This window comes from Agrococcus sp. SGAir0287, from assembly GCF_005484985.1.
Lineage (GTDB): Bacteria > Actinomycetota > Actinomycetes > Actinomycetales > Microbacteriaceae > Agrococcus.
On sequence record NZ_CP027942.1, the window covers coordinates 964,009 to 986,810 of the forward strand.

A 22,802-nucleotide genomic window follows, 5' to 3' on the forward strand; every position below is an offset into this window, starting at 1 on the left:
GCGAGCCTCGAACGGTGCCCGGCCAGGCACGCCTCGGGCAGGCTAGCCGGTCACGAACGTCGCTCGCGCGCCCTCTGCATCGGCGACGACGACGCGTCCGTCGCCCTGCTCGAGCACGCGCCCGCCCGCGGCGACGACCGCGTCGAGCCGCGCCTCGAGCGCGTCGGAGGGCACGAGCACCTCGACGTGCACGCGCGGGCGCTGCGCACGGCGCTCGAGGTCGTCGGCGTCCATGTCCTGCAGGAACAGCACGTGCCCGAGCCCGAGCGGGTCGACGAGGTCCGTGACGTGCGCACGCGGATCGTCCTCGGCGGCGAGCACGGCCCGCCAGACGGCGCGCGCAGCGGGTACGTCGACCGCGTCGAGCCCCAGCTGCACGAAGCGGAGGTCTGCGGGCTCGGGGGTCGCACCGGCCCGCAGCGCAGCGTCGGCGATCGCGGCGGCGACGCCGACGAACGGGGCGCGGGCGCCTTCGTCGCCCTCCCACGCGTCCTTGCCGCCGTCGAGCGTGACGGAGCCCGGTCGCACGTCGATGCCCACGCGCTCGCCCGCCGCGTCGGCGAGCCGCGCCGCAGCGCTCGCGACCAGGGCGGCGACGTCGGCCGTGGGCGTCGCGAACCGCGCCACGGCGGCGAAGAGCGTCCACCACGACGCAGCGCCCTCGAGCGCGTCGCCCGGCACGGCGTCGACCTCGATGCCGTCGTCGTCGGCGTGCCGCACGCCGTACGGGCCGGTCGGCGCGCCGACGGCCTCCGCGATCGCCGCGACGGCCGCGGCCGGTCGCACGACGTCGAGGTGGATGCGCTCGCGATGCGGACGCGCCTCGTGGTCGCGCACGAGCACGATCGTTGGATCCCTGCGCCACGGGTCGACGAGCACGTCGCCGCGACGCTCGTAGCCGAGCGCGAGCGCCCAGAACGGCGCGATGTGCTCGGGATCCGGCGACTCCAGCACGATCCGGATCGACTGCAGCCGCCGTGGCTCGGGAGCGAGGCCGAGATCCTCGGCCGCCGCGGCGATCGCCGGTGCCAGCGACGCGTCGGGGCGCTCGAGCGCGACGCGCACGCAGCGCGCTCGGACGTCGACGTCGACGACGCGGCCGGCGATGCCCACGATGCGCTCGACGAGCGCTGCGCCCGCGGCGTGCGACGGAGTCGCGAACCACGCCAGCAGCCGATCGCCGATGCTCCGCCATGCGTCGTCCATCGTCGGCCTCCTCGTGCTCAGCGGATGGCGAAGCCCGACGCATCCCGCGGGGAGCGCTCGGCGACGTCGACCTGCGTGACGGTCGCCGACGGCGGTCCCTGCCGCAGCCAGGCGAGCATGGCGTCGACCGCGGCCGGCTCGCCCTCGGCGACGACCTCGACGGTGCCGTCGACGAGGTTCCGCGCGCTGCCCGCGACGCCGAGCCGCTCGGCCTCGGCGCGCGCCGCCCAGCGGAAGCCGACGCCCTGCACCATGCCGTGCACCGTCGCCACCACCGCCGTCGTCATGCAGCCGACCCTACGACCCTTCGCCGACGTGCGGCAGGGGCCGGTCAGGGCTCGTCGACGAGCACGGTCGGCAGCGTGAAGCTCGTCGAGACCCGCGATGCGACGAGCACGCTCTCGGGCGTGCGCGTCGCGACGCCCTCGAACCCGGCGGCCTCGAGCAGCCCGTCGTCGAGATGCACGAGCTCGGCGGTGCGCAGCGGCCAGGGCTCGTGCTCGTTGCGGCACAGGATCGTACGGCCGAGGTGTCGCTCGTGGAAGCCCCAGCGGCCCGTGAGGAACGTCGCGAGCGACGCATCGTCGGGCGTCGCATCCACGTCCGGCGCAGGCGTGCGCACGATGAGGTGCGAGCGCGCGTGCGGCTGCCCGTGCCGACGCGTGCGATAGGCGAGCAGCTCGCCGCGGCGCCCCGTGCGCATCGTCGCCCAGCGGTACGGCAGCCCGAAGGCCGCACGTGCGACGAGCACGGGCACGAGGTGCTGCGCGTCGAGGCTCGCGAAGACGACGGAGCGCCGACCGTGGGCGTCGACGGCGTAGAGGCGCACGTTGACCTCGGGGAAGTCGCCGAGCCATGGCACCGGCGGACCGCCGAGGAACGTGCTGCGCGACATGTGGAAGGCGATGAGGCCCACCCAGGACGAGCCGTCGTGCTCGTCTGGCGTGCACCCCGGCGGCAGATGCGGTGCCACGAGCGCCGCGTCGACGCGCCAGTGCACGAAGACGACGTCGCTCCACCGCTGGCTGAGGATGCGCGGACCGCCGAGGGGCGGGGCTGCGATGCTCACGGGCAGCGGCGCGGGGGTGGGCACGACCTCATCGTGCCATCGCATCCGCTCGCGCTCGCTGTCGGCGGAACCCGTTGCGGCGCGCGGCACCGCTGACCATGCTCGAACCAGGAGGAGGTGGCCATGCCGGACTACACCGAGGGATTCAGCGGCTTCGCCGTGCCCGACGCCGCCGCGGCGGCGACGTTCTACCGCGACGTGCTCGGCCTCGTCGTGACCGACGACCACGGCATGCTCTGGATCGACCTGCCCGGCGGCGCGCGCGTGCTCGCCTACCCGAAGGGCGATCACGAGCCTGCGGGATTCACGGTGCTGAACCTCGTCGTGCCCGACCTGCCCGCTGCGATCGACGATCTCGTCGCGAAGGGCGCCGCGTTCGTGCGCTACGACGGGTTCGGGCAGGACGAGCGGGGCATCGCGCACGGCCGCGGCCAGGGACCCGACATCGCCTGGACCACCGATCCTGGCGGCAACGTCATCGCCGTCATGGAGCGCATCCCGGAGCCGGAAGGCGCCGCGTGAGCGCGCCCAGCATCCCGGACGAGGCGGCCGACCTGCTGGAGGAGCCGAACGTCGCGGCCCTCGCGACGATCGAGCCGGACGGCTCGCCGCAGGTCACGGCTGTCTGGGTCGGTCGCGACGGCGACACGCTGCTCATCCCGATGAAGCGCCATCTGCGGAAGACGCAGAACATCCGCCGCGATCCGCGCGTCAGCGTGCTCGTGACGTCGCGCGCGGACCCCGAGCACTTCCTGGAGGTGCGCGGCACGGTCGAGCTCGTCGACGATCCGACGTCGTCGCTCGCGACCGGGCTCGCCGTCAAGTACGACGGGGCGCCGCTGCCGCCCGACGACGAGGGGCACCTGCGGATGATCGCGCGGGTCACGCCGACGCGCGTGCGCGTGGGCTGACTCGTCGCATCCGCACGTCAGCGACCCCTCGCGTGCATCCTGCGCGCGAGCCGGGGCTCAGGTGCGGGTTCGACGACGCATCAGCCGACGGCGACAGCCAGGACCGCGGCGACGACCTCGTCGAGCGGACGCGACGCGTCGACCTCGTGCGTGGCGCCGGCGCGCAGCAGCGGCTCGATCTCGGCGAGGTCGCGCAGGACCTGGGCGCGCTCGGCCTCGGACTTGCCGAAGTCGTTCGTCGTGCGCGTGGCGAGCCGCGCGAGGATGACGTCCGACGGCGCCGACAGCAGCACGACGGCGTCGAACCGGTCGTACGTCGCGCCCTGGTTCGCGACGGTGCCCTGCACGACGAGCGGACGCGCGCGCGGCCGCTCGAGCAGCGCGGCGACGCGGTCGAGCCTCCAGAGCGGCTCGCCGTCGACGGCCTCGATCCACGGCCCGTGCGCATCGGGCTCGTCGGTGTCGACGACGTCGCACCCGCGCTCGGCGAGCCCGCGCAGCACGGTGGACTTGCCTGTGCCCGACATGCCGGTGACGAGGACGGCCCGATGCGTCATCGCACGAAGCCCGTCGACAGCCTCCCGCCCGCGGCGTCCAGCTCGGTCGACGCGGCGGCGTGGAACGCGGCGAGATCGCCCGCGACGTACGGATCGGTCAGGCGCGCCGCGCGCTCGGGATCCCAGTGCCGCAGCTCGCGGGCCAGGTGCTTGCCGGTCGCGATCCATCGGTGGCTCGTCACGAGGACGAGCGCGGCGACCTGTCGCAGCAGCGCATCGGCGATCACGCGGCGCTCGAGCTCGTCGCTCGCATCCTGGAGGTCGTCGAGCAGGTCGGTCACCGCGTATCGCAGCGCGTCGACCTCGGCCCGCGTCGGCTGCGGACCACGCTCGGACACCTCCGCCCAGCGCTCGCGCAGGTCGTCCAGGTCCCGGTCGCCGACGAGCGCCCGGCCTTCGAGGAGCATCCGCACGATGACCGGCCGCCGATCCTCGACGCCGCGTCGCGCCCATCGTTCGAAGCCGTGACGCGCGTACGCGAACACCTCGATCGTCTCGCCCTCGTGGGCGTACGTGGCGGCGAGCGAGTCGGCGCCGTCGGCGAGGAAGCCCTCGGGACCCAGCAGCAGGAGGTCCACGTCGCTCGTCGCCGTGCGCTCGCCGCGCACGGTGCTCCCTGCGACGATCACGGACGTCGCGCCGGGGAACCGCTGCTCGACGAAGCGGTGGATGAGGTCCTCGTACCCGGTGCGCATGCATCGAGGCTAGGGGCGCCCGCTGCAGGTGCCACCGTTCGACGCCGAGCGGCCTCCCGATCCGGGTCCGCGACGCTCAGGCGCAGCCGTCGGGGCCGCACACCTCGCCATCGGTCGGTGCGCCGACCGTCTGCAGCGGCGCCTGCGCGGCGTACGCCTGCGTGAGCGCATCGAGGAAGACCTCGGCCGGCTGCGCGCCCGACACCGCGTACCGGCGATCGAGTACGACGGTCGGGACGCCCTGGATGCCGAGCGCGCGCGCCTCGGCGGTGTCCTGCTGCACCGAGGGGATGCGCGAGCCCGTCGCGAGCTCCTCGCGCACGGCCTCGGCCGGCACGCCCTCCGCCGAGGCGACGCACTCGAGCAGCGACGCGTCGCCGATGTCGCGACCCTGCTCGAAGTGGGCGGCGAGCAGCGCCTCCTTCACCTCGGCCTGCACGCCGTACTCCTTCGCGAGGTGCAGGATCTGGTGCGCCCGCATGCTGTTGGCGACGACGAGCGCGTCGAAGTCGTACGAGAGCCCGACCGAGCGCGCCTGCTGCGCGACGTGCGCGAACATCTGCTCCGCCTGCTCGACCGACACGCCCTTGCGAGTCGCGAGGTACTCGGCCTCGGTGCCGTCGTAGTGCTCGGGCAGCGTGGGGTCGAGCTGGTACGAGCGGTACGTGACCTCGACGTCGTCGCGATGCTCGAAGCGCGCAAGCGCCTCCTCGAAGCGGCGCTTGCCGATGTAGCACCAGGGGCACGCGACGTCGGACCAGATCTCCACCTGCATGCCGTACGCCAACGCATCCGCGCCCCGTCCATTCCCCGGGCGAGGTCGACACCGGCACCGGGGGACGTCCCGGGCGTCGCGGTGCCGCCGGTAGGCTCGTCGGTCGTGGCACTCACGATCGGCATCGTCGGACTCCCCAACGTGGGCAAGTCGACCCTCTTCAACGCACTGACCAAGAACCAGGTGCTCGCCGCGAACTACCCGTTCGCGACGATCGAGCCGAACGTCGGCGTCGTCGAGCTGCCCGATCCGCGCCTGGAGCGCCTCGCCGAGATCCACGGCAGCGCGAAGATCCTGCCCGCCACCGTGTCGTTCGTCGACATCGCGGGCATCGTCGCCGGCGCGAGCGAGGGGGAGGGGCTCGGCAACCAGTTCCTCGCGAACATCCGCGAGGCCGACGCGATCGCGCAGGTCGTGCGCGGCTTCGCCGACGGCGACGTCGTGCACGTCGCAGGTGCCGTGAACCCCGCGAGCGACCTCGAGACGATCAACACCGAGCTCATCCTCGCCGACATGCAGACGCTCGAGAAGGCGATCACGCGTCTCGAGAAGGAGGTGCGCGGCAAGAAGGCGGACCCTGCGGTGCTCGCGGCGGCCGAGCAGGCGAAGGCCGCGCTCGACGCGGGCACGCTGCTGTCGGCCTCCGACGTCGACCTCGCGCTCGTGAAGGACCTCGGCCTCATGACGGCGAAGCCGATGCTCTTCGTCTTCAACGTCGACGAGGCCGTGCTGACCGACGACGCCCGCACGGCCGAGCTCGCGGCGCTCGTCGCCCCGGCGAAGGCCGTCTTCCTCGACGCGAAGGTCGAGTCGGAGCTCGTCGACCTCGAGCCCGACGAGGCGCTCGAGCTGCTGCAGTCGCTCGGCCAGGAGGAGTCGGGCCTCGACCAGCTCGCCCGCATCGGCTTCGACACGCTCGGCCTGCAGACCTACCTCACGGCGGGCCCGAAGGAGTCGCGCGCCTGGACGATCCGGAAGGGATGGACCGCGCCGCAGGCCGCCGGCGTCATCCACACGGACTTCGAGAGGGGCTTCATCAAGGCCGAGGTCGTCTCGTTCGACGACCTGGACGCGGCGGGCTCGATGGCGGAGGCGAAGGCGAAGGGCCGCGTGCGCATCGAGGGCAAGGACTACGTCATGGCCGACGGCGACGTCGTGGAGTTCCGCTTCAACGTGTGACGAGCGGCCCGCGCCACGCACGACGACGCCCTCGCGATCCGCACGGATCGCGAGGGCGTCGCCCGTGCAGCGGGGCTCAGTTGTAGCCCGGGATGCAGATCGTGTCGGTGGGCGGCTCGGCGCCCGTGGGCACCGGGCCGGTGCCGGCGTCCAGCAGCGCGCTCAGCTCGTCCAGGTCCATCGGCATGCGTCCACTCCTCGCGTCTCGTCCGGTCACGGCGCGGTGCCGGCATCCGACGGTCCGACAGCGCGCAGACCGATCATCCTGGGCGCGAGGGATCAGCGCATCGCGTGCCGCACCTGTCGACGCGCTAGGAATGCGGATGCGCGCTCACGTCGGCGACTGGAACTCCTCGGGCACGAGCTCGTCGTCGCCCGAAGTCTCGGGCTGCGCGGTCTCGGGGTCGGTGGAGACGTCGGGGTCCGGCTGCGTCGGGTCGCCGGTGCTGCCGCTGATCGTGTCGCTCATCCCATGAGCATCGCCCGCGGTCGGCGCGCGTGCCAGGGCTTGTGCCCCCGAGCGACGAGGGCCACGGTCCGTCACCCGAAGTCCTCGACGGGAGCGCGTCGCCGGAGCCTGCACGAACCTGACGGTTTGTCAACGCTGCGCGCCCGCGCCGATCGTTCGACAGGCTAGCGATGTGGAGAAGACCTTCCTCGGAGCCGCCTGGGTGATGGCGCTCGTGACGAGCATCGTGCTGCTCGCGATCTCCGCCATCGCGGTCGTGATGGCAGCGACCGCTCCCGCCTCGTCCACCCTGCAGCTCGACGCGTGGCGCGGGGCGCTGCTCGCGATCGTCTCGCTCGTCGTGGCCTCCACGATCCTCGCCGCCCTCACGGTCGCTCGACTCCGCCGCGGCGAGGAGCTCGTCGTGCCGGAGGTCGTCGGCGAGGAGGTCCGCCCGGCGGTCGTGCCGATCGAGCCCGAGACCGACCTGCGCCCGCAGCCCTGATCGCAGCGCGGCCCGTCAGTCGCCGGGCGGACGGCTCCGGTTGCGCTTCACCTCGCCGCGCCGCCGCTTCTCGTCGAGCCGTCGCCGCCTGGAGCCGAGCGTGGGCCGCGTCGCTCGACGCGGCGTCGCGGGAATCAACGCGTCGCGAAGGAGGTCGGCGAGCCGATCGCGCGCCTCGGCGCGATTCTGCCGCTGCGACCGCTGCGTGGCGACGGCGACCATCAACGTCGTCCCCGACAGTCGAGGCGCCAGGCGCGCCAGCGCACGGGCGCGCTGCGTCGGAGTCAGGGCGCTCGTCGTCGCGAGGTCCAGCGAGAGCTGGACCCGGGAGTCGGTCGTGTTCACACCCTGCCCGCCAGGCCCGGAGGCGTGCGAGAAGCGCTCCTGCAGCTCGCTCGCCGGGATGCGCAGCCCGTGCGGCGCCCCCGGCCCGGCTGCCACGTGCAGGTCGTCCATGCCCTCGAGTCTGCCGGGCGCGGACGTCAGGACTGCGCGTCGTCACCGCGGGTCATGGCGGGCCGCCCACCGTCGACTCCTCGTCGTCGACGGGGTCGCCCGACGGGGTCAGCGGGCCGCCATCCGGCGCGCCGTCGGGCAGCAGGGTCTCGTCGTCACCCGGCGCGGCGTCGTCCGTCCCGCGCCGATCGGCATGTGCATCGCTCATGCGTCGAGCATGCGCTGCCGGCGGGCCGGGCGCGACGGGCTTGCGCGCCCCGCCCGTGGGCGTCAGCCTTCGCGCGGGGCGTCGTCGGCGCGGTCGTCCGCGCGCATCGCGGCGACGTCGGGCATGATCCCCGTGCTGCGCAGCGCCTCCGCGCGATCGTCGACGGCTGCATCCTCTGCGCCGCCGAGGCGTGCGTCGTCGTCGTGCTGCGGGGCGTGTGCGTCGGTGCTCATGCGGCGACGCTAGGGGAGCGGAGGCGGCCGGCGGAGGGGGTGGACAGCGACGATCACACCGCGCACGCGACGCACGTGAGAGCCTGGGGCCGAGCCTCGAGCCTGCCGGAGGGGATGGGGGCGCCGCATCGGATGCACGTCGGCACCTCGCCCCGCGCAGCGGCCTCGGCGGCGCGGTCGAGCTCCGCGAGCGTGCGAACCGCCCGCTCGCGCAGCCCCTCGAGGCGCGACCACTCCTCGGACAGCGGCACGCCGTCGGGATCGTGCTCGTCGTCGTCCTGCTCGCCGCGCCGCAGGGCGCGCAGCTCGACGAGCTGCTGCTCGAGCCGCGTCAGGCGGTCGGCGGCGGCGATGCGCTGCGACGCGATCCGCGCTGCGTGGTCCATGCGATCACCCCATCACGAGCCACCCACGGCGGGCGAGGCGGTCAGGCGCCGCAGCGTCGTCGGACCGAGCGCTCCACGATCGTCCGCGTCGCGCCCGGCGGCTGCGGCAGTCGCAGCACCTCCGCGAGCCGCTCTGTCACGACGGCGGTGGCGACGTCGTCGTCGCCCACGCTCGCGAGACGCACCGGCAGCGAGCGCACGAGGCGCTCGAGATCCGCCCGGATCGCGGGATCGGCGTCGTCGTCGAGCGCGTTCGACAGCAGCTCGACGGCGTCCCACAACCCGGCGAGTGCGTACGCGACCGCCCTGTCGGGATCGCGCTCGGCCCGCATGCGCCCCATCGAGCGCTCGCGGATCTCGCGAACTGCCCCCTGGGTGCTCATCGGAATACCTCCCCTGACATAGGGTTTTCGTCCGCCGAAAGCGTACTCCGAGAGGGGTACGACGTCACCCGGCTGGCGCTCAGATACGCGAATCGCGACCTTCGTCGCGCCGTACGGCGGCGGGAAGGTCGCAGGGACGCGTCGCGCGTCAGCTCGAGAAGCGCTTGCGGACCCGGTCCGCATCCTCGGGGCCGAGGCTCCAGTGCTTGTGCTTCGTGTGGGTGAACGCGGGGCCGCCGTCGTCGGGCTCGCGCAGGAAAGCGCGGATGCGGCGGTCGGGCTGGCCGAGCTCGCGTCCGAGCTCGCGCGGCGTGATGCCGTCGCCGGAGGATGCTCGACCGCGCGAGTCGACCGCCGCGGCGATCTCCTCGAGCGCAGCCCAGATGCCGCGCATGGCCTCCGCCATCTCGTCGGTCATGTCGGCGCGCATGGCGCGCGCTGCGGTCTCCTCGCGAATCTCCTGCAGCCGCTTGGCAGTCGACACTTCGCCTCCTCATGTGGAGCGTTCGTCACGCTCGTGCCCGATGGTATGGCCCATCCGGTGAGAGGCCTGCTACCACCCGGGGGACATGCGTCGTGGTGGAGGCGTCACGCTCGCGACGCGTGTCGCATCGGTCGGGCGGCCATCCCGGGCTCGGCGCGACTCGCCGGAGGCGGCTTCATGGGCACGAGCGGCACGGTCGGCGCGCCGGAGCCCCCTGCCGCGAGCGAGCGACCCGTGCGCCGCTCGTAGAGCGCGAGGACGCCGCGATGCGCCTCGTCGGGCGATGCCCAGTAGCCGATGAGCGCGCGGCGCGCGCGATCCTCCTCGGGCGTGACGGCGCGCGCGTACCACTCGCGCCGCGGCCCGAGCGCGACCATGCGGACGATCGCGATGAGCTCGCCGCTCGCGGGGTGCCGCACCTCCCACTCCACGGGCCGCATCGTCATGGGCGCGAGCGTAGGGCGCACCATCGACACGGCTCGCGGCGGGCCGCGTCGCGCGACCCGCCGCGATCGCGGCGTCAGGCGATGGCGCGCAGCCCCTCGACGAGCGGCGTCGTCGGGCGGCCGATGAGCTGCGAGAGCGTGCGGTCGGAGGAGTCGAGCGCGCCCTGCGCGATGCCGGCGTCGAGCGCGGCGACGAATCCCGCCGTGCCGGCGTCGAGGCCCGCGGCCTGCAGCGCGGCCACGTGCTCGTCGGTCGTCAGGTGGACGTAGCGAACCTCGCGGCCCACGACCTCGGAGATCGCGGCGGCGAGCTCGTCGAACGTCCAGCTCACGTCGCCGGCGAGCTCGTGGATGCGGCCCGCGTGGCTGTCGTCGAGGGCGACGACCGCCGCGGCGTCGGCGTAGTCGATGCGGCTCGCGCTCGCGACGCGACCCTCGCCGGCCGATCCCGCGATCTCGCCGGTCTCGCGCGCGCGGGCGACGTCCGCGGCGTAGTTCTCGGTGTACCAGTCGTTGCGGAGGATCGTGGTCGGGATGCCGGAGGCGGCGAGGAGCCGCTCGGTCTCGACGTGCTCGGGCGCGAGCGGCAGCGGCGAGGTCTCGGCGCTGAGGATGCTCGTGTAGACGATGCGGCCGACGCCGGCCGCCTTCGCGGCGTCGATGACCGCGGCGTGCTGCGGCACGCGCTTGCCGGGCTCCGACGCCGACACGAGCACGAGCACGTCGACGCCCTCGAGCGCGGGCGCGAGGGTCTCGGGGCGGTCGTAGTCGACGTGCGCCGTCGCGACGCCCTCGGGCGCCTCGACGCGCTCGGGCGATCGGGCGCCCGCGACCACGTCGGCGGGGGCGGCGCCACGAGCGACGAGCCGCTCGACGATGAGACGGCCGAGGTGGCCGGTGGATCCGGTGACGAGGACGGTCATGGGGTTCCCTTCGCTGTCGGCACGCGGTCGCGCGCTCGTCGGCGTGCAGCGACCGAGCGGCGTGCCGCATTCCCGATCGCGGGTACCCACCTTCCGGTACGGTACTGACGTGACGGTCAGTCTTGCGCAGATCCGGGCCCAGCATCCCGGCGCCTTCACCCATGCGTGTCCCACGCGCACCGTGCTCGATCACGTCATGAGCCGATGGGGCGTGCTCGTGCTGTGCGAGCTCGGCGAGGGCACGCGGCGGTGGAGCGAGCTCCGCCGCGAGGTCGACGGCATCAGCGAGAAGATGCTCGGGCAGACGCTGCGCGTGCTCGTCGCCGACGGGCTCGTCGAGCGCGAGTCGCGGCCGACCGTGCCGCCGCACGTCGACTACCGCCTCACCGAGCGCGGTCGAGCGCTCGTCGATCGCATGCTGCCGCTGCTCGCGTGGATCGGCGAGAACGCCGACGCCATGCTCGGCGGACGACGCGACTGACGCGAGCGCGCGGCTCGCACCTAGGCTCTCGCCATGGACGAGCGCATCGTGCAGGCGTCCCGCGTGGTGCGCGCGCCCGCGGCGACGATCTTCGAGCTCATCGCCGATCCCGGACGGCAGCCCGAGTGGGACGGCAACGACAACCTCGCCGCGGCCGCGCCCGGTCAGCGCGTGCACGCGGTGGGCGACGTCTTCGTCATGACGATCACGAACGGCGAGGATCGCCACAACCACGTCGTCGCGTTCGAGGAGGGACGCAGGATCGCGTGGCGCCCCGCGGAGCCGGGCGCGGCGCCGGTCGGCCACGAGTGGCGGTGGGAGGTCGAGGACCTGGGCGACGGCACGAGCCGCGTCACCCACTCCTACGACTGGCGCGACCTGCGCGACGAGCGCCGGATACCGAGGGCGACGGCGACGACGCATGAGCGGCTGCTCGCATCCGTCGATCGGCTCGCCGAGCTTGCCGCCTCGATCGCGGATGCGGGCGGCTCGGTGCCGGACGGGGAGGAGGCGGGCGCACCCCCGACGGCCATGCGCATCGTCGTGCTCGTGCCCGCCGACGACGTCGACGAGCTCGACGTGCTCGTGCCCGAGGTGCTCGGCACCGCGGAGGGCGCCGAGCTCGACCTCGAGGTCGTCATCGTGCCGGCGACGGCGGTCGTGGCGGACGCGGCCGCTGCGCTCGCGGCCCTCGACGCACGGATCGGCGTCGCCCCGGCACCGCTCGCGTCCTCCGCGTCCGCGACGCTCGCGCGGGCGCTGCGGGAGGCCGCACCGCGGGCCGACGTCGTCGTGGCGCTGGGTGCGCACGGTCGCAACGATCCCGCCGAGCTGCCCGCGCTGCTCGCGCGTCTCGACGAGGGCGACGTCGACGTCGTCGTCGGCAGCGGACTCGCCCAGGCCGCGTCGCCCGGCTTCGTGGCGATGCGGGCGCCCGTCGCCGCGGCGGTCGCCGCTCGCGTCGCAGGCGGCGTCGGCCGCATCCCCGTCGTCGTGGCGTCCCTCGGCCTGGCGGTCGCGACCGTCGACGTCGAGGACCGCGCAGCGAGGAGCGTCGTCGATGTCGTGGACGGCTGGCACGCGTGGCACGACCGACTCGCGCTCGCGCTGCTCGACCGCCGCGTCCTGCGCCTCGTCGTCCTCGTCGGCCTCGTGCTCGTCGCGTCTGGGGCCCTGCTCGGCCTCGCCCTGGTCGTGCCCGCGATCGTCGGCCTCGCCGGTGCGCAGGGGTTCGTGGTCGCCGGATGCCTGGCGGTGACGGGCGTCGTCGTCGCGGCGGCGGGGCTCGCGCTCGACGCCCTCGGCATCGCCGGTCGGATGCGCGCGCGCGAGCGCTGAGCAGGCGCTGCGGGCAATCGTGCCCGCGAGGCGCTAGCATCGATGGTGCACCGGCGTCCGGCCGGCCGTGGCCGTCATCTCTGGCACGACCGATCCCGCCCCTCGCCCGTCGCAGCACTCGCCGATCCTCCCTCGAGCGGATCCGCCAGGCGTCGACGGCGATCTTGACGCCTCGTGCGGCACGACGACGCGTTCGCGTCGAGAGGAGAGACGTGGCAGACAGCCAGGGTGCGGGCACCGCGACGGCCGAGCGGCCGCAGCAGCGCCAGCAGCAGCAGCGCCGCGAGGGCGGCATCATCCCTCGGCTCGCGCGCGCTGCGCGCGAGGTCGAGGGCAGCGTGCAGCGCGGTGCGGCGAGCCGCAGCGCACGCGCGAAGCTCCAGGCGGCGGCCATGCTCGTCCGCGAGGAGCGCGCGCGCGTCAAGGCCGACGCGGAGCTGAGCCACGAGCGTCGCGCCGAGGAGCTGAAGCGCCTCGACGGCGTCGCGCTCATCCTCGGCAAGGCCGCCTCGCGCGACCCCTCCCTGCTGCCGCTGCTCGGCGAGGGCGCTCCGCCGTCGGCCGCGGCGCAGGAGGCGCGTCGCACGATGCTGCAGGCGGCGGGCATCGAGGTCGAGCCCGAGCCGCAGCCCGCGCCCGATCCCGTCGAGACCATCGAGCTCGAGCGGCAGGTCGTGCCGTCGTCGGTGCTGTCGCAGCAGCTCGCCAACCCGTTCCTCGCGCCGGACCTCGACACGCCCAGGCGCGTACCGAAGCCGGACAGGCTCGCGGGATTCGACCTGCTCGACCCCCTGTTCCACTCCTTCGAGTACGGCGCCGACGGCACCGCCGCGACCATGGAGCTGCCGGAGCGCGTCGACCGCTTCACGCCGCGCGGCCTCGAGCTCATGCAGCACCAGGCGCAGCTCGTCGGCGCGGTCGCCGAGGGGCACCGATCCTTCCTGCTCGCCGACGAGCCCGGCCTCGGCAAGACGGCGCAGGCGCTCATCGCGGCGGAGGCCGCGGGCGCGTTCCCGCTGCTCGTCGTGAGTCCCGCCGTGGTGAAGATGAACTGGGCGCGCGAGGCCGAGCGATGGATCCCCGGCCGCTCCGTGTCGATCGTGCAGGGCGACGGCGCGTCGCTCGACGGCTTCGCCGACGTCATCGTCATCAACTACGAGGTGCTCGACCGACACGTCGGCTGGCTGCGTCGGCACGGCTTCCGCGGGCTCGTCGTCGACGAGGCGCACTTCATCAAGAACACGACCTCGAAGCGCTCGCGGCACGTGCTCGACATCGCCGCGTCGATCCGCGCCCGCCACGCGAAGCCGCTGCTCATGGCGCTCACGGGCACGCCCCTCATCAACGACATCGAGGACTTCCGCGCCATCTGGCAGCTCCTGGGCTGGATCGACGGCCGGCAGCCGAACGCCGAGCTCACCGAGGCGCTCGAGGCCACGCACCTCACGCCCATGGACGCCGCCTTCTACCGTGCGGCGCGGCACGCGGTCGTCGACATGGGCATCGTGCGCCGCCGCAAGGTCGACGTCGCCTCCGACATCCCCGCGCGCACGATCGCCGACCTGCCCGTCGAGCTCGACGACGCGGCGGCGCGGTCGATCCGCGAGGCGGAGCGCGAGCTCGCGACGCGTCTCGTGCAGCGCTACGACCGCGCGGTCGCGGCCCGCACCGAGCCGACGATCGGCATCGACCACGACCTCGTGCGCCGCATCGCGACGAGCGAGGTCGACGGCGACGACTCGTCGGGCACGGGTGAGAACGTCTTCCGCCTCGTGCGCCAGATCGGCACGGCGAAGGCGGCGCTCGCCGCCGACTACGCCGCGCAGCTCGCGCGCAGCGTCGGCAAGGTCGTCCTGTTCGCGAAGCACGTGGATGCGATGGACATCGCCGAGCGCACGCTCGCCGAGCGCGGTCTGAAGACCGTGTCGATCCGCGGCGACCAGACGCCGGCCGCGCGGCAGGCGGCGATCGACGCGTTCGTCGAGGACCCGGCGGTCACCGTCGCGGTCTGCTCGCTCACCGCAGCCGGCATCGGCATCAACCTGCAGGTCGCCTCGAACATGGTGCTCGCCGAGCTCTCGTGGACCGACGCGGAGCAGACGCAGGCGATCGACCGCATCCACCGCATCGGCCAGTCGATGCCGGTGACGGTGTGGCGCATCGTGGCCGCGCACACGGTCGACACGCGCATCGCCGAGCTGCTCGACTCGAAGGCCGGCCTCGCGCAGGCCGCGCTCGACGGCATCGAGCAGGAGGCGACGAGCCTCGACCTGCGGCTCGAGACGCTCGTGGGCCTGCTCGAGCAGGCGCTGCGCGCTCGCGGCGACTGACGAACGGCGCCGAGGGCTGCCACGCAGCCCTCGGCAGCGCCGGGCAGCCCTGAGCGGCGCGGGCTGGATGGCGAGGTCCGCTGCGCGCGAGCGTGGGCGCATGGCAGAGCAACCATCCATCCCCGCATTCTCCGAGCAGCTCCGCGCGCAGCTCCTCTCGCGTCGCGTGCTCGTGCTCGACGGCGCGCTCGACGACGACGGCGGCGTCGCGCTGCAGGCCCAGCTCCTGCAGCTCGCGTTCGACGACGCGCGCGCCGACGTCGCCCTGTGGATCCATTCGCCCGGCGGCTCCGTGCCGTCGATGCTCGCGATCCGCGACCTCATGCGGCTCGTGCCGAACGACGTCGCGACCGTCGCGCTCGGGCTCGCGTGCTCGGCCGGGCAGTTCCTGCTCTCGGCCGGCACGCCGGGCAAGCGCATGGCGCTGCCGCACGCGCGCATCCTCATGCATCAGGGATCGGCGGGCATCGGCGGCTCGGCCGTGGAGGTCGACGTGCAGGCGAGCGACCTGCGGCACGTGCGCGACACGGTGCTCGAGTGCATCGCCGCCGACACGGGTCAGCCGGTCGAGCGCATCTTCGAGGATTCGCTGCACGACCGGTGGTACACGGCGCAGGAGGCGCTCGACTACGGCTTCGTCGATCGCATCGTGTCGTCGATCGACGAGCTGCGCCCCGATCGCGCGCCCGTGGGCCTGGGAGGCGCGCGATGAGCGGCTACGCCATCCCCAACGTCGTCGCCGAGAGCCCGCGCGGCGATCGGGTGCTCGACGTCTACTCGCATCTGCTCGCCGAGCGCATCGTCTCCCTCGGCACGCCGATCGACGCCGGCGTGGCCAACGTGCTCATCGCGCAGCTGCTGCACCTCGACGCCGTCGGTGCCGAGCGCGAGATCCAGCTGTACGTGAACAGCGAGGGTGGAGATCCGCAGGCCGCACTCGCCGTGTACGACACGATGCGCTTCGTGCGCTCGCCGATCGCCACGACCTGCGTCGGGCAGGCCAAGGGACCCGCGGCGGTGCTGCTCGCCGCGGGCGCGCCGGGCAGGCGCGCCGCGCTGCCGCATGCGCGCATCGTGCTGCATCAGCCGGCGACGAGCGCGCGCGGCACGATCCCCGACCTCATCCTCGAGGCCGACGAGCTCTCGCGCGTGCGCGGCGACCTCGAGGCGATCCTCGCCGAGCACACGGGCAGGGACGCGGCGACGCTGCGGCACGACACCGACCGCGATCGCGTGCTCACCGCGCACGATGCGGTCGCGTACGGCGTGATCGACCGGGTCGTCGAGCGACGTGCGGGCGATCAGGCGGCGAGCGCGAGCACGACGCCGCCGGGCTGATCGGTCCAGGCCACGGAGGCGAGCGCATCGGACGGACGGGCGGCGAGGTCGAGCACGCCGCCGCTCGACCACTCGACCTCGAGCGACCGCGCGACCTGCACCGTCAGGTCGAGCAGCGTGACGCCGAGCGCTCCGGCGATCGCCGCGACCATCTCGCTCGAGGGATCCTTCCTGCCGCGCTCGACCTCCGAGAGGTACTGCGGCGCGATGCCCGCGCGGGCGGCGACGTCGGCGAGCGTCGCGCCGCGGCGCAGCCGCAGGGCTCGCAGTCGCCGACCGAGCGCCTCGCGCCACAGCGGCTCGTGCGCCGATCGATCGATCGCGGGGCGGTGGGGGAGGTGCGCGCTCATGCGCTCATCCCACCAGCGCGTAGCCGGCGCGCCCAGCGCATCCGCTCAGAGCAGAACCCGCATGCGTCGGCGGTCGGGTGCATGCTCGGTGCATGGACGACGAGAAGGCCACGCTGCATCGGTACCTCCGCGCGCAGACCGACGCGCTGGTGTGGAAGCTCGAGGGCATCTCCGAGCGCGACGCCCGCATGCCGCGCACCGCGACCGGCACGAACCTGCTGGGCATCGTGAAGCACGTCGCGGCGTGCGAGGCCGACTACTTCGGCCTGGTCTTCGACCGGCCGTGGCCCGAGCCGCAGCCGTGGCTCGACGACGATGCCGAGCCGAACGCCGACATGTGGGCGACCGCCGACGAGACGATGGCCGACGTCGTCGCCTTCGCCGGTCGCGTGCGGGCGTTCGCCGACGAGACCATCGACGCGCTCGCCCTCGACGCACGCGGGCGCGTGCCGTGGTGGGGCGATCGCGGCGACGTGACGCTGCACCGCGTGCTCGTGCACATGATCGCCGAGGTCGCCAGGCACGCAGGACACATGGACGTGCTGCGCGAGCAGATCGACGAGTCCGCCGGGCTCCGCGCCGACGTGTCGAACCTCCCGGAGGTCGACGCCGACTGGTGGGAGGCGTACGTCGCGCGCCTGCGCGCGATCGCCGAGGCCGCGCCCGACTGACGCCGGGCGCGGCGCGCGTCACGCGTGGACGAGGCGCTTCGCCTCGATCCGCTCGCGTGCGATGCTCTCGGCCGCGTCGAGCGACGTGACGCCGCGCTCGCGCGCCGTCGCGAACACGCGCCTGGTCGTGTCGCCGATGCCGAGCAGGCGTCGCTCGACCTCCGCCGCGGAGGCGCCGGCGTCCAGCAGCGTGAGGTGGATGACGCCTCCGGCGTTGACGACGAAGTCGGGTGCGTAGACGATGCCGCGCTCGGCGAGCTCGGCGGCGCCCTCGCGCTCGTCGAGCGGGTTGTTCGCGGGGCCGACGACGGCGCGCACGGGCAGGGTGCGGATGGCGGACGACGTGAGCACGCCGCCGAGCCCGGCGGGCACGAGGACGTCGGCGGGCGTGACGAGCGCGTCCTCAGGCGCGATCCAGCGCGCGCCGAGCTCGTCTGCGAGGGCGCGCTTGGCGGGCACGACGTCGGTGACGACGAGGTCGGCGCCCGCGTCGGCCAGCATGCGGGCGAGACGGCCGCCGACCTGCCCGAGGCCCGAGACGACGAACGAGCGGCCGGCGATGCGGTCGTCGCCGAACGCCTCCTCGAGCGTCGGCGCGATGGCCGCGAACACGCCGAGCGCCGTGCCGACCGCGGGCTCGCCGACGCCGCCGGCCTCGGCGGGCAGGCCCACGACGTGCGCGGTGCGCTCGCGCACGACGAGCATGTCGTGCTCGGTCGTCCCGACGTCCTCCGCCGTGCGGTAGAGGCCGTCGAGCGTCTCGACGAGGTCGCCGAGGTCGAGCAGGGCCGCCCGGCGCAGCTCGTCGCCGAGCACGGTGCCCATCGGCAGGGCGATCACCGACTTCCCACCGCCGGCATCCAGACCGGCCGCCGCGTTCTTGAGCGTCATGGCAGCCGAGAGCCGCAGCGCGTCGGCCTGCCCATCCGCCCAGGTCGGGTACGTCCACATGCGGCAGCCGCCGAGGGCGGGGCCGAGCACGGACGAGTGCAGCGCGACCGTGATCGGCAGGCCCGACCTCGATCCGGATGCGGTGACGACGCGTTCGTGGGCGAGATCGGGGATGGCGCTCATGGCGGTGACTCCTCTGTCATCGGGTGGTCGCGGATCGCGCGACGTGCACCCATGGTGCGCCCACCGTGCCAGGCGCGCAATCGTGGCGCGCCGCGATGCGCAGGATGCGTCGCTCGCGCCATCGCGCGACGCATCCTGCCCAGCCTGAGGGGAACGGCGAGGGCGTCGAGCGCCGCGCGTCAGCCGCTCAGCGGGTGGTGGCGCGGCGCGCGATGCCCTGGCGCACGGCCGAGACGCTGTAGCCGACGGTCGACACGACGTGCAGCGCGAGGCCCGCGACGAGCAGCACGAACGCGACCGGATGCAGCGCCGGCAGCACGGTGACCGCTGCGACGAGCAGCACGAGCCCGACGAAGAGGACGGCCGTGCGCACCTTGCCGACCCACGTCACCGGCAGGCGTCCCTCGGCGGCGGCCTTGACGCCCAGCACGGTCGCGAGCACGTCGAACGCGAGCAGCACCGCGAGCATCCACCACGGCAGGGCGCCGATGACGGCGAGCGTCACGGCGATGACGGCGGTGCCGAGCCGGTCGACGAACGGGTCGAGCTTCGCCCCGATGACGGAGACCTGGCCCAGCCGCCTCGCGAGCTGCCCGTCGATCCAGTCGGTCGACGCCCACACGCCCAGCAGCACGACCGGCAGCCAGTCGCCCTCGCCGCCGCGCAGCAGCACCACGACGACGGGCACGATGAGCAGGAAGCGCAGCACCGTCACGAGGTTCGGGATCGTGGCCCAGCCCGCATCGCGCGGCGTCGACTCCATGACGCCAGTCTGGCAGCATGGGCATCTGCCCGCGGCGCATGGCCGCGGACCGTGTCGCCCGATCGTGGCGACAGGGGGAATGCCGATCGCACTCGCGCCGTTGCCCCACCCGTCGTCCTGCGCGCACCGCCGGACGCACCACGTCTCCGACGCCGTCGCGTCGCCGATCCCCGAGAGCACCCCCATGGCATCCACCGACGCCCCCGTCGCCGCGCAGTCCGCCGAGCGGCCGCGCCTCGATCCGCGCGACAAGGTCACGATCACCGTCCTGCTGCTGTCGGCGTTCGTCGTCATCCTCAACGAGACGGCGATGAACGTCGCGCTCGACGCGATCATCGACGACCTCGGCATCACCGAGCGCCTCGCGCAGTGGCTCACGACGGGCTTCCTGCTCACGATGGCCGTCGTCATCCCCATCACGGGGTGGCTGCAGCAGCGGCTCACGACGCGCCAGACGTACGCGCTCGCGATGGGACTCTTCGTGCTCGGCACGCTCGTCGCCGCGGCGTCCTTCGGATTCTGGATGCTGCTCGCGGGCCGCATCGTGCAGGCGGCGGGGACCGCGATCGTCTTCCCGCTCATGATGAAGACCGTCATGGACCTCGTCCCGCCCGGGCTGCGCGGCCTCGTCATGGGCAACGTCTCGATGGTCATCGCGTGCGCGCCCGCGCTCGGTCCGACGCTGTCGGGCGTCATCCTGCAGCAGCTGCACTGGCGGTTCGTGTTCATCGTCGTGCTGCCCATCGCGATCGGCTTCGCCGTCGTCGGCCTGTCGCGCCTCAGCGACGTCAACGAGGTCGTCGCGGCGCGTCTCGACTGGCCATCGGTGCCGCTCGCGGCGCTCGGCTTCGGCGGCTCCGTCTACGCGCTCTCGCTCATCGGCGACGCCGCGGCGCCCGCGTGGGAGCTGCCGCTCGCGGCCGTGGTCGGCGTCGCGGCGCTCGTCGCGTTCGTGCTGCGCCAGCGAGTGCTGCAGCGCACCGACGATGCGCTGCTCGACCTGCGCACCTTCCGCTACGCGCTCTTCACGAGGTCGCTGCTCGTCATGGCGATCGCGATGATGGCGATGTTCGGATCGATCATCGCCCTGCCGCTCGTGCTGCAGCGGGCGCTCGGCCTCGATCCGCTGCTCGTCGGCCTCGTCACGCTGCCAGGGGCACTGCTCATGGGCCTCCTCGGGCCGGTGGTCGGCCGCATCTACGACCGTCGCGGCCCTCGCGTCCTGCTCGTGCCCGGGTCGCTCGTCGTGCTCGCGGCCCTCGTGGGCTTCGCGACGCTGCTGTCGGTCGACACGCCCCTGTGGATGGTGCTCGCGCTCCACGTGACGATGAGCCTCGGCTTCGCCGCGACGTTCCCCGTCCTCTTCACGGTCGCGCTCGGCTCGGTGCCCCGCCGCCTGTACGGCTCGGGCTCGGCGATGGTGTCCACGCTGCAGCAGGTGGCGGGGGCAGCAGGCACGGCGCTCTTCGTCACGGTGCTCGCGTCGCAGTCGGCCGCGCTGCAGGCGGCTGGCACGCCGTTCGACGAGGCCTTCGTGCAGGGCGCGCGCGTCGCCTTCCTCGGCGGCGCGATCGTCTGGGTCGCCGGCATCCTGCTCGCCACGACGGTGCGCCGACCCGACGACGTCGTCGTCGACCGCGACCACCCGGCCGAGGAGGCTCCGGCCGTCTGACCGTGCCGTGCAGGCTGCGGGGCTAGGGTCGGGCGCGTGGACGGCTTCTTCGACTTCCTCGGGAACTACTGGTGGCTCGTCTTCCCCTTCGGCGGCTTCATCTGGGCCGGCATCGGCGGCCTCGGCCACTACCTGGAGCGCGGTCGTCGCGAGCGGCACGAGATGCGGATGGAGCGACTGCGCCTGCGCCATCAGGTGACGTCGGGCGTCGCCGCACCGGCGGCGGGCGTGCCGCAGTCGCCCACGCCCGACGCGCTGGCGCGCGACCTCGACCGCGTCGTCGCCAGGCACGACGCGGTCTTGCGGCGGTGGCTCGACCACGAGCTCGACGCGGCGAAGGTCATCGACTATCCGCTCATGACGGACATGCGCGAGCCCCTCACGCGCGACTTCCACCGCGCGAAGCGCCGCGCCGACGCGCTGCGGCCCGACGACGGCGAGCAGCTCGATGCCACCCGTCTCGCCGAGTACCGCGACGCGGTGGAGCAGTTCGAGGACGCGTTCGAGGTCGCGCTCGCCGAGGCGCGCCGGCGCAAGCAGCAGGACTTCACCGACGCCGAGCGGAAGCGGCTGCAGACGGCGCGGATGCTCGTGGGCATCGCCGTCGACGAGGCGGCGTCGGCCGCCGAGCGCCAGAGCGCGTATCGCCGTGCGCGCGCGGAGCTCGACGGGCTGATCGTGCTGCCCGACGCGACGGCTGCCGACATCGAGCAGCGCATCGCCGGCGCGATCGACCGCGGCACGACGACCGCCTGACCGGATCGGTCAGCGCTCCGACCGGAGGATCGCCTCGACCGCCTCGTCGACGGTGTCGACGAGCGCGAGGCCCTGCGCGCCCGGCCGGCCGCGCATGACCGCCTCGAGCAGCTGCCACGCGGGATAGCGCTCGGTCCAGTAGGCGCGCCCGACGAGCACGATCGGCGTCCATCCCGCCTCGTCGGCGTAGGAGACCTCGCATGCGTCCTGGAAGATCTCCTGCACCGTGCCGCCCTCGCCGGGCAGCACGACGAGGCCCGCCGTCGCGACGCGCAGCAGCAGGTCCTCGCGCACGGAGTTCTGGAAGTACTTCGCCGCCGCGGTCTGGAAGACGTTCGGCGGCTCGTGGCCGTAGTGCCACGTCGGCACGCCGAGGGTGTCGGACGCCGGCTCGAGCAGGGCGCGCGCGTCGAGCCCGGAGCGCAGCCACGCGGCCATGCGGCCCACGTACGTCGGCACGCGGGCGACGATCGCGAGGGCCTCCGCGAGCGCCGACTCCGACGCGCCTGCGGCACGAGCGCCGAGGTTCGCAGCCTCCATCGCCCCGGGCCCGCCGCCCGTGGCGACCGTGCGACCCGCCGCGCCGAGCGCACGACCGAGGCGAGCGGCGTCCGCGTAGGCGCGCTCGTCGCGCTGCACGCGATGCCCGCCCATGACGCCGACGACGCGCCTGCCGCGCACCCACGCTGCGAGCGCGTCGTCGATCGCGTGGTCGTGCATCGCGGCGGCGAGCGTGAGGGCGACGTCGCGCGAGCGCTGCCGCGACCATGCGTAGACGCGAGCGTCGAGGCTGCGCTCGTAGTCCTCCGGGGCGACATCGAGCAGCTCGTCGGGGGAGTAGAGCGTGGAGCGGTAGGCGTTGAACGGCGCGTCGGGCACGTCGCGGAACACGAGGGCGCCGCCCGCCACGAGCCGCGTCTCCTGCTCGGGCGTCAGGTCGCAGCCGAGCAGCACTGCCCCGCGCGGGTCGAGCTGCCGCAGCTGTGCGTCGCGCTCGCGCAGGTCGAGATCCTGCAGGCGCCAGCCGCGCATGGCGCGCGCGCCGCGCACGAGCAGCCGATCCAGCTGGTCGAGGGAGTCGACGTCGACGATCCGTCCGTGCTCGGCGCGCATGGGCGCGAGCCTAGCGATGGGCGACCGGGCGGCGTCGATGGGTGCAGAATCG

At 73.9% G+C, this 22,802-nt stretch carries 31 protein-coding genes; 12 read left to right on the forward strand and 19 right to left on the reverse strand.

Annotation, left to right across the window (positions count from 1 at the left end; all coding sequences use genetic code 11):
• Positions 1-42: 42 nt before the first annotated feature.
• From C1N71_RS04535 to C1N71_RS04545, 3 genes are read right to left on the reverse strand one after another with little or no spacing between them, the layout of a single operon-like run.
• Positions 43-1,206, reverse strand: a complete 1,164-nt coding sequence (locus C1N71_RS04535; protein WP_137755325.1) for a VOC family protein — start codon at positions 1,204-1,206, stop codon at positions 43-45.
• Between the two features lie 17 nt (positions 1,207-1,223).
• Complete coding sequence (gene yccX / locus C1N71_RS04540; RefSeq protein ID WP_137755326.1) at positions 1,224-1,493, reverse strand: acylphosphatase; 270 nt, start codon at positions 1,491-1,493, stop codon at positions 1,224-1,226.
• 44 nt (positions 1,494-1,537) lie between these two features.
• Entirely contained in the window at positions 1,538-2,299 is a 762-nt protein-coding gene (locus tag C1N71_RS04545) for a YqjF family protein (RefSeq protein WP_137755327.1), read from the reverse strand.
• 99 nt (positions 2,300-2,398) lie between these two features.
• Here C1N71_RS04545 and C1N71_RS04550 point away from each other — a divergent pair, with 99 nt between their 5' ends.
• Together C1N71_RS04550 and C1N71_RS04555 are read left to right on the forward strand one after the other, a co-directional pair.
• Positions 2,399-2,797, forward strand: coding sequence for a VOC family protein (locus C1N71_RS04550; RefSeq protein ID WP_137755328.1), 399 nt, complete (start codon positions 2,399-2,401; stop codon positions 2,795-2,797).
• Positions 2,794-3,186 carry a PPOX class F420-dependent oxidoreductase gene (locus C1N71_RS04555; protein ID WP_137755329.1) on the forward strand — a complete coding sequence of 131 codons (393 nt, stop codon included), beginning with the start codon at positions 2,794-2,796 and terminating at the stop codon, positions 3,184-3,186. The genes C1N71_RS04550 and C1N71_RS04555 overlap by 4 nt, the downstream gene beginning before the upstream one ends.
• Positions 3,187-3,266: 80 nt before the next feature.
• Here C1N71_RS04555 and C1N71_RS04560 read toward each other — a convergent pair whose 3' ends face one another.
• The 3 genes from C1N71_RS04560 to C1N71_RS04570 form a co-directional block, all read right to left on the reverse strand.
• The gene (locus C1N71_RS04560) at positions 3,267-3,743 is read right to left on the reverse strand and encodes an AAA family ATPase (protein ID WP_217496035.1); all 477 of its coding nucleotides are present in this window, start codon (positions 3,741-3,743) and stop codon (positions 3,267-3,269) included.
• Positions 3,740-4,438 carry a nucleotidyltransferase domain-containing protein gene (locus C1N71_RS04565; protein ID WP_137755330.1) on the reverse strand — a complete coding sequence of 233 codons (699 nt, stop codon included), beginning with the start codon at positions 4,436-4,438 and terminating at the stop codon, positions 3,740-3,742. The genes C1N71_RS04560 and C1N71_RS04565 overlap by 4 nt, the downstream gene beginning before the upstream one ends.
• 76 nt (positions 4,439-4,514) lie before the next feature.
• Positions 4,515-5,213 (reverse strand): DsbA family oxidoreductase, encoded by a 699-nt coding sequence (locus C1N71_RS04570; protein ID WP_137755331.1) that lies wholly within the window; start codon positions 5,211-5,213, stop codon positions 4,515-4,517.
• A 105-nt stretch (positions 5,214-5,318) separates the two neighbouring features.
• Here C1N71_RS04570 and ychF point away from each other — a divergent pair, with 105 nt between their 5' ends.
• Positions 5,319-6,392, forward strand: coding sequence for a redox-regulated ATPase YchF (gene ychF / locus C1N71_RS04575; RefSeq protein ID WP_137755332.1), 1,074 nt, complete (start codon positions 5,319-5,321; stop codon positions 6,390-6,392).
• A gap of 331 nt (positions 6,393-6,723) precedes the next feature.
• Here ychF and C1N71_RS14900 read toward each other — a convergent pair whose 3' ends face one another.
• Positions 6,724-6,861 (reverse strand): hypothetical protein, encoded by a 138-nt coding sequence (locus C1N71_RS14900; protein WP_175414103.1) that lies wholly within the window; start codon positions 6,859-6,861, stop codon positions 6,724-6,726.
• 172 nt (positions 6,862-7,033) lie between these two features.
• On the opposite strand from C1N71_RS14900, the gene C1N71_RS04580 reads away from it, so the two are divergent.
• Positions 7,034-7,345, forward strand: coding sequence for a hypothetical protein (locus C1N71_RS04580; protein ID WP_137755333.1), 312 nt, complete (start codon positions 7,034-7,036; stop codon positions 7,343-7,345).
• A 15-nt stretch (positions 7,346-7,360) separates the two neighbouring features.
• Here C1N71_RS04580 and arfB read toward each other — a convergent pair whose 3' ends face one another.
• The 8 genes from arfB to C1N71_RS04610 all read right to left on the reverse strand — a co-directional run bounded on the left by arfB (position 7,361) and on the right by C1N71_RS04610 (position 10,864).
• Positions 7,361-7,801 (reverse strand): alternative ribosome rescue aminoacyl-tRNA hydrolase ArfB, encoded by a 441-nt coding sequence (gene arfB, locus C1N71_RS04585; protein ID WP_137755334.1) that lies wholly within the window; start codon positions 7,799-7,801, stop codon positions 7,361-7,363.
• A gap of 52 nt (positions 7,802-7,853) precedes the next feature.
• Positions 7,854-8,009, reverse strand: coding sequence for a hypothetical protein (locus C1N71_RS14905; protein WP_175414104.1), 156 nt, complete (start codon positions 8,007-8,009; stop codon positions 7,854-7,856).
• A 62-nt stretch (positions 8,010-8,071) separates the two neighbouring features.
• Positions 8,072-8,242, reverse strand: coding sequence for a hypothetical protein (locus tag C1N71_RS14910; RefSeq protein WP_175414105.1), 171 nt, complete (start codon positions 8,240-8,242; stop codon positions 8,072-8,074).
• A 53-nt stretch (positions 8,243-8,295) separates the two neighbouring features.
• Positions 8,296-8,628, reverse strand: a complete 333-nt coding sequence (locus C1N71_RS04590; RefSeq protein ID WP_137755335.1) for a TraR/DksA family transcriptional regulator — start codon at positions 8,626-8,628, stop codon at positions 8,296-8,298.
• 41 nt (positions 8,629-8,669) lie between these two features.
• A complete protein-coding gene (locus C1N71_RS04595; RefSeq protein WP_137755336.1) occupies positions 8,670-9,011 on the reverse strand; it encodes a hypothetical protein in 342 nt (113 codons plus the stop codon).
• 148 nt (positions 9,012-9,159) lie between these two features.
• Entirely contained in the window at positions 9,160-9,495 is a 336-nt protein-coding gene (locus C1N71_RS04600) for a hypothetical protein (RefSeq protein ID WP_137755337.1), read from the reverse strand.
• A gap of 104 nt (positions 9,496-9,599) precedes the next feature.
• Entirely contained in the window at positions 9,600-9,941 is a 342-nt protein-coding gene (locus tag C1N71_RS04605; protein ID WP_137755338.1) for a hypothetical protein, read from the reverse strand.
• Between the two features lie 74 nt (positions 9,942-10,015).
• Positions 10,016-10,864, reverse strand: a complete 849-nt coding sequence (locus C1N71_RS04610; RefSeq protein ID WP_137755339.1) for an SDR family oxidoreductase — start codon at positions 10,862-10,864, stop codon at positions 10,016-10,018.
• 109 nt (positions 10,865-10,973) lie between these two features.
• On the opposite strand from C1N71_RS04610, the gene C1N71_RS04615 reads away from it, so the two are divergent.
• From C1N71_RS04615 to C1N71_RS04635, 5 genes are all read left to right on the forward strand, one after another.
• Positions 10,974-11,345: a winged helix-turn-helix transcriptional regulator gene (locus tag C1N71_RS04615; RefSeq protein WP_137755340.1), complete on the forward strand. Its 372-nt coding sequence runs from the start codon at positions 10,974-10,976 to the stop codon at positions 11,343-11,345.
• A gap of 33 nt (positions 11,346-11,378) precedes the next feature.
• Positions 11,379-12,683: an SRPBCC family protein gene (locus C1N71_RS15485; RefSeq protein ID WP_137755341.1), complete on the forward strand. Its 1,305-nt coding sequence runs from the start codon at positions 11,379-11,381 to the stop codon at positions 12,681-12,683.
• 212 nt (positions 12,684-12,895) lie between these two features.
• On the forward strand, positions 12,896-15,013 hold the full coding sequence (locus C1N71_RS04625; RefSeq protein WP_254678096.1) for a DEAD/DEAH box helicase: 2,118 nt from the start codon (positions 12,896-12,898) through the stop codon (positions 15,011-15,013).
• 100 nt (positions 15,014-15,113) lie between these two features.
• Positions 15,114-15,725, forward strand: coding sequence for a ClpP family protease (locus C1N71_RS04630; RefSeq protein WP_137755343.1), 612 nt, complete (start codon positions 15,114-15,116; stop codon positions 15,723-15,725).
• Positions 15,722-16,351 carry a ClpP family protease gene (locus C1N71_RS04635; protein ID WP_137755344.1) on the forward strand — a complete coding sequence of 210 codons (630 nt, stop codon included), beginning with the start codon at positions 15,722-15,724 and terminating at the stop codon, positions 16,349-16,351. The genes C1N71_RS04630 and C1N71_RS04635 overlap by 4 nt, the downstream gene beginning before the upstream one ends.
• On the opposite strand, the gene C1N71_RS04640 is transcribed toward C1N71_RS04635, so the two are convergent.
• A complete protein-coding gene (locus tag C1N71_RS04640; RefSeq protein WP_137755345.1) occupies positions 16,315-16,701 on the reverse strand; it encodes a helix-turn-helix domain-containing protein in 387 nt (128 codons plus the stop codon). The two genes, C1N71_RS04635 and C1N71_RS04640, sit on opposite strands and share 37 nt — an antisense overlap.
• Before the next feature lie 92 nt (positions 16,702-16,793).
• On the opposite strand from C1N71_RS04640, the gene C1N71_RS04645 reads away from it, so the two are divergent.
• Positions 16,794-17,372, forward strand: a complete 579-nt coding sequence (locus C1N71_RS04645; RefSeq protein ID WP_137755346.1) for a DinB family protein — start codon at positions 16,794-16,796, stop codon at positions 17,370-17,372.
• A gap of 18 nt (positions 17,373-17,390) precedes the next feature.
• On the opposite strand, the gene C1N71_RS04650 is transcribed toward C1N71_RS04645, so the two are convergent.
• Together C1N71_RS04650 and C1N71_RS04655 are read right to left on the reverse strand one after the other, a co-directional pair.
• Positions 17,391-18,446, reverse strand: a complete 1,056-nt coding sequence (locus C1N71_RS04650; RefSeq protein WP_137755347.1) for a Glu/Leu/Phe/Val dehydrogenase family protein — start codon at positions 18,444-18,446, stop codon at positions 17,391-17,393.
• A gap of 187 nt (positions 18,447-18,633) precedes the next feature.
• The gene (locus C1N71_RS04655; RefSeq protein ID WP_137755348.1) at positions 18,634-19,209 is read right to left on the reverse strand and encodes a CDP-alcohol phosphatidyltransferase family protein; all 576 of its coding nucleotides are present in this window, start codon (positions 19,207-19,209) and stop codon (positions 18,634-18,636) included.
• A 184-nt stretch (positions 19,210-19,393) separates the two neighbouring features.
• Here C1N71_RS04655 and C1N71_RS04660 point away from each other — a divergent pair, with 184 nt between their 5' ends.
• Both C1N71_RS04660 and C1N71_RS04665 read left to right on the forward strand, forming a co-directional pair.
• Positions 19,394-20,881: an MDR family MFS transporter gene (locus C1N71_RS04660; RefSeq protein WP_137755349.1), complete on the forward strand. Its 1,488-nt coding sequence runs from the start codon at positions 19,394-19,396 to the stop codon at positions 20,879-20,881.
• 36 nt (positions 20,882-20,917) lie between these two features.
• Positions 20,918-21,637, forward strand: a complete 720-nt coding sequence (locus C1N71_RS04665; RefSeq protein WP_137755350.1) for a hypothetical protein — start codon at positions 20,918-20,920, stop codon at positions 21,635-21,637.
• 9 nt (positions 21,638-21,646) lie between these two features.
• On the opposite strand, the gene C1N71_RS04670 is transcribed toward C1N71_RS04665, so the two are convergent.
• Positions 21,647-22,750 (reverse strand): LOG family protein, encoded by a 1,104-nt coding sequence (locus C1N71_RS04670; protein ID WP_137755351.1) that lies wholly within the window; start codon positions 22,748-22,750, stop codon positions 21,647-21,649.
• Between the last annotated feature and the right edge of the window lie 52 nt (positions 22,751-22,802).

Coding starts and splice junctions, on each gene's coding strand:
- C1N71_RS04535 (WP_137755325.1), bottom strand. CDS start 1,206: ATGGACGACGCATGGCGGAGCATCGGCGATCGGCTGCTGGCGTGGTTC.
- yccX (WP_137755326.1), bottom strand. CDS start 1,493: ATGACGACGGCGGTGGTGGCGACGGTGCACGGCATGGTGCAGGGCGTC.
- C1N71_RS04550 (WP_137755328.1), top strand. CDS start 2,399: ATGCCGGACTACACCGAGGGATTCAGCGGCTTCGCCGTGCCCGACGCC.
- C1N71_RS04560 (WP_217496035.1), bottom strand. CDS start 3,743: ATGACGCATCGGGCCGTCCTCGTCACCGGCATGTCGGGCACAGGCAAG.
- C1N71_RS04565 (WP_137755330.1), bottom strand. CDS start 4,438: ATGCGCACCGGGTACGAGGACCTCATCCACCGCTTCGTCGAGCAGCGG.
- C1N71_RS04570 (WP_137755331.1), bottom strand. CDS start 5,213: ATGCAGGTGGAGATCTGGTCCGACGTCGCGTGCCCCTGGTGCTACATC.
- C1N71_RS14900 (WP_175414103.1), bottom strand. CDS start 6,861: ATGAGCGACACGATCAGCGGCAGCACCGGCGACCCGACGCAGCCGGAC.
- arfB (WP_137755334.1), bottom strand. CDS start 7,801: ATGGACGACCTGCACGTGGCAGCCGGGCCGGGGGCGCCGCACGGGCTG.
- C1N71_RS14905 (WP_175414104.1), bottom strand. CDS start 8,009: ATGAGCGATGCACATGCCGATCGGCGCGGGACGGACGACGCCGCGCCG.
- C1N71_RS14910 (WP_175414105.1), bottom strand. CDS start 8,242: ATGAGCACCGACGCACACGCCCCGCAGCACGACGACGACGCACGCCTC.
- C1N71_RS04590 (WP_137755335.1), bottom strand. CDS start 8,628: ATGGACCACGCAGCGCGGATCGCGTCGCAGCGCATCGCCGCCGCCGAC.
- C1N71_RS04595 (WP_137755336.1), bottom strand. CDS start 9,011: ATGAGCACCCAGGGGGCAGTTCGCGAGATCCGCGAGCGCTCGATGGGG.
- C1N71_RS04605 (WP_137755338.1), bottom strand. CDS start 9,941: ATGACGATGCGGCCCGTGGAGTGGGAGGTGCGGCACCCCGCGAGCGGC.
- C1N71_RS04610 (WP_137755339.1), bottom strand. CDS start 10,864: ATGACCGTCCTCGTCACCGGATCCACCGGCCACCTCGGCCGTCTCATC.
- C1N71_RS15485 (WP_137755341.1), top strand. CDS start 11,379: ATGGACGAGCGCATCGTGCAGGCGTCCCGCGTGGTGCGCGCGCCCGCG.
- C1N71_RS04630 (WP_137755343.1), top strand. CDS start 15,114: ATGGCAGAGCAACCATCCATCCCCGCATTCTCCGAGCAGCTCCGCGCG.
- C1N71_RS04635 (WP_137755344.1), top strand. CDS start 15,722: ATGAGCGGCTACGCCATCCCCAACGTCGTCGCCGAGAGCCCGCGCGGC.
- C1N71_RS04640 (WP_137755345.1), bottom strand. CDS start 16,701: ATGAGCGCGCACCTCCCCCACCGCCCCGCGATCGATCGATCGGCGCAC.
- C1N71_RS04645 (WP_137755346.1), top strand. CDS start 16,794: ATGGACGACGAGAAGGCCACGCTGCATCGGTACCTCCGCGCGCAGACC.
- C1N71_RS04650 (WP_137755347.1), bottom strand. CDS start 18,446: ATGAGCGCCATCCCCGATCTCGCCCACGAACGCGTCGTCACCGCATCC.
- C1N71_RS04655 (WP_137755348.1), bottom strand. CDS start 19,209: ATGGAGTCGACGCCGCGCGATGCGGGCTGGGCCACGATCCCGAACCTC.
- C1N71_RS04660 (WP_137755349.1), top strand. CDS start 19,394: ATGGCATCCACCGACGCCCCCGTCGCCGCGCAGTCCGCCGAGCGGCCG.
- C1N71_RS04670 (WP_137755351.1), bottom strand. CDS start 22,750: ATGCGCGCCGAGCACGGACGGATCGTCGACGTCGACTCCCTCGACCAG.